Annotated in this window: 6 protein-coding genes and 1 riboswitch (1 of these 7 running past the window's edge); of the genes, 1 reads left to right on the forward strand and 5 read right to left on the reverse strand. The window is 51.6% G+C overall.

From position 1 onward, the window contains the following. The 5 genes from QVO97_RS02670 to QVO97_RS02690 all read right to left on the reverse strand — a co-directional run. Window positions 1–632: the 5' portion of a helix-turn-helix domain-containing protein gene (locus tag QVO97_RS02670; RefSeq protein WP_022358870.1), read on the reverse strand. Its footprint begins 79 nt before the window's first position; the window shows 632 of its 711 coding nt (coding positions 1–632); its start codon is at window positions 630–632; the stop codon falls past the left edge of the window. A 321-nt stretch (window positions 633–953) separates the two neighbouring features. After that, window positions 954–1436: a GNAT family N-acetyltransferase gene (locus QVO97_RS02675; RefSeq protein WP_022358872.1), complete on the reverse strand. Its 483-nt coding sequence runs from the start codon at window positions 1434–1436 to the stop codon at window positions 954–956. 248 nt (window positions 1437–1684) lie between these two features. Continuing rightward, window positions 1685–3016 carry a replicative DNA helicase gene (gene dnaB / locus QVO97_RS02680; protein ID WP_022358873.1) on the reverse strand — a complete coding sequence of 444 codons (1332 nt, stop codon included), beginning with the start codon at window positions 3014–3016 and terminating at the stop codon, window positions 1685–1687. A gap of 16 nt (window positions 3017–3032) precedes the next feature. Continuing rightward, a complete protein-coding gene (rplI, locus tag QVO97_RS02685) occupies window positions 3033–3479 on the reverse strand; it encodes a 50S ribosomal protein L9 (protein WP_022358874.1) in 447 nt (148 codons plus the stop codon). Window positions 3480–3481: 2 nt separating this feature from the next. Continuing rightward, complete coding sequence (locus QVO97_RS02690; protein WP_022358875.1) at window positions 3482–5530, reverse strand: DHH family phosphoesterase; 2049 nt, start codon at window positions 5528–5530, stop codon at window positions 3482–3484. 174 nt (window positions 5531–5704) lie between these two features. After that, window positions 5705–5812: riboswitch (TPP riboswitch) on the forward strand. A gap of 224 nt (window positions 5813–6036) precedes the next feature. Between QVO97_RS02690 and thiC the strand changes: the two genes are divergently transcribed. After that, on the forward strand, window positions 6037–7039 hold a 1003-nt coding region (gene thiC / locus QVO97_RS02695; RefSeq protein ID WP_288188727.1), incomplete at its 3' end, for a phosphomethylpyrimidine synthase ThiC.

Consider the following 7039-nt stretch of genomic DNA (forward strand, 5'->3'; position numbering starts at 1 on the left):
GCTCGCCCCTGGTTTTCCCGCTGATACGCGCGGATGACCTCGTCGAGGCGCTTGAAGCGCTCTTCCTCCCGCTCATCAGAGACCCTCATCAGGTATTCCAGCTCCTTCATCAATTTATCATGCACCAGATAGCTGACATCCTGGCTCAGTTTTTCGCTGTTTTCCTCGATCGCGCGCCCGATGACCTGGTTCATGATCTCCTGAAACTGGCGCATCTTCTCCCCCGCCAGAGGCTGGGAAACCTCTGCCTGCGGCAGTTCTGTTTCCTTGTTTTCTACCTCTGTATTTTTTTTCATTTCCATATTTTCCTGCCTGCTCATGTTACGCTCTCCTGTTCCCGTTTCCCGGAAAACCGCCTGTGCCTGCGCTTCCAGAAGCGCTTCCGGTTCTGTTTTCTGATTTTCTTCCACTTTTCCGAGGATTCCCCGTATGGCTTTCAACTGGTACCCCTGTTCCTTCAACTGCTTGATCTGACGGAACAGCTGGATATGAAACTCCGTATAGTACCGATGCCCCAGTTCATTTCTCGGAATCGGAAGCCCCAGCTCGTCCTCCCAGTACCGGAGCACGTGAGCCTCCACCTGCACCTGTCTGGAAGCATCCGAAATCAGGTAATGCTTGTTCTTATTCATTCTGCTTGTCCTCCCCGGTACCTTACTACTACTATATGCGGGGTTCAAAATAAATATGAATAGCATTTACATAAAAAAGAATGTGCCTTGGCACGTTCAGCAATGTTGTAGTCGTCATCTACGATGAGAATGCGCTGCTTTTCAGCCATGTTGATTCCTCCTGTTTTTTTGGATATTTGTAACTTTTCAGTACCTTCACAGTTACGCGCAAAAATCCATTAAAAATTGCCTACGCCAATGGGATTTTTGCCTGCTGACCCATGTTTTCGTACGGTCAGCGCAGTAAATGAGCAGACCTACTGAACAGTTACCTATTTCCATCTACAGCTTCTTCTCAAAGCACCAGTAATCATGCCCCTGCAGCACATACTCACCGACCTTCTCAAAGGCCAGCTTCTCGTACGACCGCAGCGCTTTCACATTGTCCTTCGCCACCAGCATATGGGCACTCTTGCAACCGCGTCTTCTAAGTTCCTCCATCGCGCCTGCCAGAAGCTCGCGTGCGATGCCTCGGTTCTGGTACTTCTCCGCCACACCCAGTCTGGAAATTTCTGCCGACGGCTGCAGCTCCTCCGACCAGCAAGCAATCGATTCCACCTCCGGATCATCATCGATCGAAACCAGCCCCGCGATCTCCCCCGACACATCATCCCGGATACAAAAAAGCGAATCCCTAGAAAAATCCGACTGTAGCTCCGACTCCCCTGGATAGATGTCCGTCCACGCGCAGAACTCGGTTCCAGCTAAGGCGCGGTAAAAATGGCGGACGGTGTTCAGATCCGATTCTTTTATCAATTCAAACATTTCTCATATTCCTTTTTACATAATAATCTTTTATCAATCATATATTTATCCAAAAAAAGGGACTGGATGAAAATTGCAGAGTCGGCGTTCCAGTTATGAATTGTACGAATCTTGAACACACGCGTCCGAACAGGGCGGATGCAGTCCGCCATGGACGAACACGTGTAGTGAAAACAAGCGCACAATCATAACAGGAGACGCAGACGGTGCAATTTCCATCCAGTCCCGTCCCTTACACGATTCTATCGTTATTTCGCCAAATTCGCAAACTTCGTCAGCTCCGGTCTCCACATCAGCTGCACCGTTCCAATCGGACCATTACGCTGTTTGGCAATGATTACCTCCGCGATATTCGGCGTATCCGTATCCTTGTTGTAATAATCATCACGGTACAAAAACATAACCACATCGGCATCCTGCTCAATCGCACCAGACTCACGCAGATCCGAAAGCATCGGGCGGTGGTCCGGACGTGTCTCGCAGGCACGGGAAAGCTGCGACAGGGAGATAACCGGCGCATTCAGCTCTCGTGCCAGCGCCTTTAGTGAACGAGAAATCTCCGAGATCTCCTGCTGGCGGTTCTCTCCGCTCTTTCCGCTGCCGCTCATCAGCTGTAAATAGTCGATAATGACAAGGCTTAAACCGTACTCCAGCTTCACCTTGCGGCATTTCGAGCGCAGCTCCGAGATCGAGATACCCGGCGTATCATCGATGATCAGCTTGGAACTTCCGATCGTACCGATGCCTTCCACGACGGCATCCCAGTCGGAATCCGTCAGCGTACCGGTACGCAGCTTCTGGGAATCGACATTCGACTCCATCGACAGCATACGGTTGACCAGCTGTTCCTTCGACATTTCCAGGCTGAATACCATGCACGGAAGCCCTTTTTTGACCGCCACATGCTCGACGACATTCAGAACAAACGCCGTCTTACCCATCGAAGGACGCGCCGCAATCAAAATAAAATCGGACGGCTGGAATCCCGACGTCCGGTAATCCAGATCGATAAATCCGGTCGGAATACCCGTGACAGTGCTGTTGCTCTTCGACGCCGCCTCAATCTTTTCCAGAACATTCAACGCCACCTGCCGGATCGGCACAAACTCTCCGCCTCCGCGGCTCTGGAGCAGGTCAAACACCGATTTCTCCGTGTGCGCCAGAATATCCTCCAGCTTGTCCCTTCCGCCGTAACAGAGGTTTTCAATCTCCTCATTCACTTTTATCAACCGGCGCAGGACTGCCTTTTCCCGCACGATATTGGCATACGATTTGACATTGACCGAAGTCGGCACAGATGTCATGATATCCCGAACAAAGTCCAGGCTGCTGACCTCCGGCGGAACATCTTTTTCGCGCAGCCGATTTTGAAGCGTCACCAGATCGACCGGCTTTCCTTCGTTGAAAAGCTCGACCATCGACTCAAACATGACGCCGTACTGGTGCTGGTAAAAATCGGCGCCTGTGATAATCTCAGACGCCGCGATAATTGCTTCCCGATCCATAAGCATGGATCCGATGACTGACTGTTCCGCCTCTACACTGTGCGGGAGAACCCGCTTTATCAGGGCTTCATCCATGATTCAGTCCTCCATATTAAGCTTCTACAACCTTTACTGCCAGTTTTCCGGTTACTTCTTTGTGAAGCTTGATCGGAACTTCGTGTGTGCCAAAGGTCTTAATCGGCTCCGGCAGAACCAGTTTCTTCTTGTCAATATCCAGATTTAACTGATCTTTGATCGCCTTTGCAATCTCCTTGGAAGAAACAGAGCCGAATGCTTTTCCGCCCTCGCCTGCCTTGATGGACAGGGTGATGGACTTATCCTCCAGATGTTTTGCCAGATCCTTCGCTGCTGCCAGGTGCTCTGCCGCGATCTTCGCCTCATTTGCCTTCTGCAGCTTCAGATCATTTAAGTTCTTCGGTGTTGCCTCGATTCCCAGTTTCTTTGTCAGAATAAAGTTGCGTCCATAGCCGTCGCTTACCTTTACAATCTGACCTTTTTTGCCAAGTGCCTTTACATCCTCTAATAATACAACTTCCATCGTTATATTTCTCCTTTCTCCATCATATCCGTAATGAGATCTTTTAATTTCTCTCTGGCTTCATCGATCGTCGCACCCTTAAGCTGTGCGCCCGCAATCGTGCGGTGTCCGCCGCCGCCCAAGCGCTCCATGATAATCTGCACGTTGATCTCATCGATCGAACGCGCGCTGAAATAGATCGTGTCGCCCATCTGCGTCAGGATAAATGACGCCTTGATGCCTACAATATCCAGAAGCTCATTTGCCGCCTGTGCGCCAACCACGGTAGGACTTTCAAGTCCTTCGGACGGACACACGGAAATCGCAAATGCACCGTGATAAATCTCTGCTTTCTGGATCGCCTCAGCTCTCGCCCGGTAGTCCTCCAGCCGGTCGCGGAACAGCTTTCTCACACGCACGACATCCGCGCCGTTTCTACGCAGGAACGCCGCCGCCTCGAAGGTGCGGACACCTGCCTGGTTCATGAAATTGTTTGTGTCAATCACGATACCGGCGTACATCGCATCCGCCTCCGCCGGCTTGATCTTGATGCCGTCGTCGCCGATATACTGCAATACCTCGGCTACCATCTCACACGCCGAAGACGCATACGGCTCGACATAAGATAACACCGCATTGTCGATGATCTCGCTGCTCTGGCGGTGATGGTCAAGCACCACGATCGTTTTGATCTGCTTGAGCAGTTCCGGTGCCTCCGTGATACTCGGGCGGTTGACATCAACCACAACTAACATCGTGTTGGAATCCGCCCACTCCGCCGCTTCCTCGCCGGTTAAGAACAGATCCTCCGGGTAATCGGAGCTGTTTTCAAACCGCGCCATCATCGGTTTCACGGAAGAATTGACTCCATTGATGACGATCCGCGCCTTTTTATTAAAAGAGGTCGCAATCCGCCAGATACCAATCGCCGCGCCAAAGGAATCCGTATCGCCGATCTTGTGTCCCATGATCAGCATCTTATCCTTCGTATCCATCAGCTCGCGCATCGCATGCGCTTTGACACGTGCCTTGACACGGGTCGTTTTTTCCAGCTGCTGCGATTTGCCGCCGTAGTAGCGGATCTTCGTGCCATCCTTGACGACCGCCTGATCGCCGCCGCGTCCCAGCGCCATATCAATCGCCGTTCTCGCATACTCATAGTTGCGGATGTAGCTGTCGCCGTTCATACCCATACCGATACTCAGCGTGACAGCCATATCATTTCCGATATTAACCGTCTTGACATCCTCCAGGATCGAAAAGCGGCTCTCCTGAATTTCTTTCGTGTACTGCTGTTTGATCACAAACAGGTACTTGTCATTTTCCAGCTTCTTGACGATACCTTCCATCGCCATGAAATACTTCGTAATTTTCCGGTCAATCAGGGCAACCAGCAGGGAACGGCGTACCTCCTCGACACTCTCCAGCGCCTCGTCGTAGTTGTCGAGATAAATAAGTCCCGCCACCAGACGCTGGTTGTTGATCTGCTGCTTGCAGCGCAGAATCTCCGTCTCATCGCAGAGATACAGCACTAAAAGCATCTCACCGCTGTCCTCGTCCACCGCGCCAAGCTTCATACCTTCCGTCTCGCTCAGCGCCACCTGCTGGATATCGATCCGGTAAAATCTGCCGTCAAATGAAGAATGAACGCTCGTTTTTTCGTCCATCTCATCCAAAACTTCCCGTGTCAGTTCCGGAAAGACCGCCGCGATATTCTTACGGCAGTTTTTATCTTCCCCGACGATCTCCGAAAAGGAGTGGTTCAACCAGAGGAAATGTCCCTCTGTGTCCGCGATGGCATACGGCACCGCCATCTCATAGAGGAGCTGTTTCTGCACCCACGCATACTCCGCCGAAAACTCCACCAGTCCGCCCATCAGACGTTTTCTCCGGTACATGAACAGCCAGAGTGCCACCAGCACATATATAACCGTAAATCCGGACATCACAAGACCGGCAGCCGGGCTCACGATCCCAACTGCCAGGTTCGCCGCCAACAGGAATACCGACAGTATGATCGGCCACTGCAGATACGTCCGCAGCTGACCTCGTATTTTCATATTTTCCTTCATCTCATTCTCCCGTGCATACAATGTTGCTGTCCATGTGGTTTTCAAAATACCTGCCATGAGCAGTAACGATAAAGCAACCAAAATGACTTGATGCCCCTTATTATAGCATAGTGAGGGGGATTCGTCCAGACAATCCCCCCATTGACAAACCAGAGCCGCCGTGCTACACTTGCCACAAATGAATGAGGGAGCTCGTGAGCGGGCTGAGAGGAAGTCATCCAACTTCGACCTTTATAACCTGATTTGGGTAATGCCAACGTAGGGAATATACGCGATGACATGAAAAACAATCGATAAATCTATCCGAATGTTTCAGCAAATATACCTTGTCTGACCTGTACCTGCGCGGTGCAGGTTTTTTATTTTACCTGCGCTCATATATCTTTTACGAAATGGATCATACATATGGTTTTACTGTATCCCCTTTCTTTCAGGAAAAGGAACTCTCTTCTTCAAATTCCCATTTTAGATTCCGCTCACTTCCCTCCGAAAAAGGAGGACTACGCATGAACTACACCACACAGATGGATGCCGCCCGCAAGGGAATCCTGACGAAGGAGCTTCTGGCGGTTGCCAAAAAAGAGCAGATGGAACCAGAAAAGCTGGTCAAACTGGTTGCTGCCGGACAGGTCGTGATCCCGGCAAATAAATGTCACACCTGCCTGGATCCGAACGGAATCGGCTCCGCACTCCGCACAAAAATCAACGTCAACCTCGGAACCTCCCGCGATTTAAACGACCTTGACATGGAGCTTCAGAAGGTCAATGACGCGGTTGCCATGGGCGCAGAATCTATCATGGATTTAAGCTCCTTCGGCGATACCCAGAAGTTCCGCCGCAAGCTGACAGCCGAGTGCCCGGCCATCATCGGAACCGTGCCGATCTATGACGCTGTGGTTTATTACCACAAGCCACTGCGTGAAATCACATCGGAAGAATGGCTGCAGATCGCGGAAATGCACGCAAAAGACGGCGTTGATTTTCTGACTATCCATGTAGGAATCAATAAAAACACCGCCGAGCGCTTCAAAAAAATGAAACGCCTGACCAACATCGTCTCCCGCGGCGGTTCCATTATTTTTGCATGGATGGAAATGACCGGACAGGAGAACCCATTCTATGAGCATTTTGACCGCCTGCTCGATATCTGTCAGGAATACGACGTGACCTTGAGTCTCGGCGACGCCTGCCGCCCGGGCTGCCTGGAGGACGCAACCGACGTATCACAGCTGGAAGAGCTTCTGACACTCGGTGAGCTGACCCGCCGCGCCTGGGAGAAAAATGTCCAGGTCATGATCGAAGGTCCGGGACATATGCCGCTCGACCAGATCGCTGCCAATATGAAAATTCAGCAGTCCGTCTGCAAGGGTGCCCCGTTCTACGTGCTCGGTCCGCTGGTGACGGACGTCGCGCCGGGCTACGACCATATCACGGCTGCCATCGGAGGCGCAATCGCAGCATCCGCCGGTGCTTCCTTCCTCTGCTACGTGACCCCGGCAGAGCACCTTC

The sequence above is a fragment of the Clostridium sp. CAG:43 genome (assembly GCF_000434655.1).
Taxonomy (GTDB): Bacteria; Bacillota; Clostridia; order Lachnospirales; family Lachnospiraceae; genus Otoolea; species Otoolea fessa.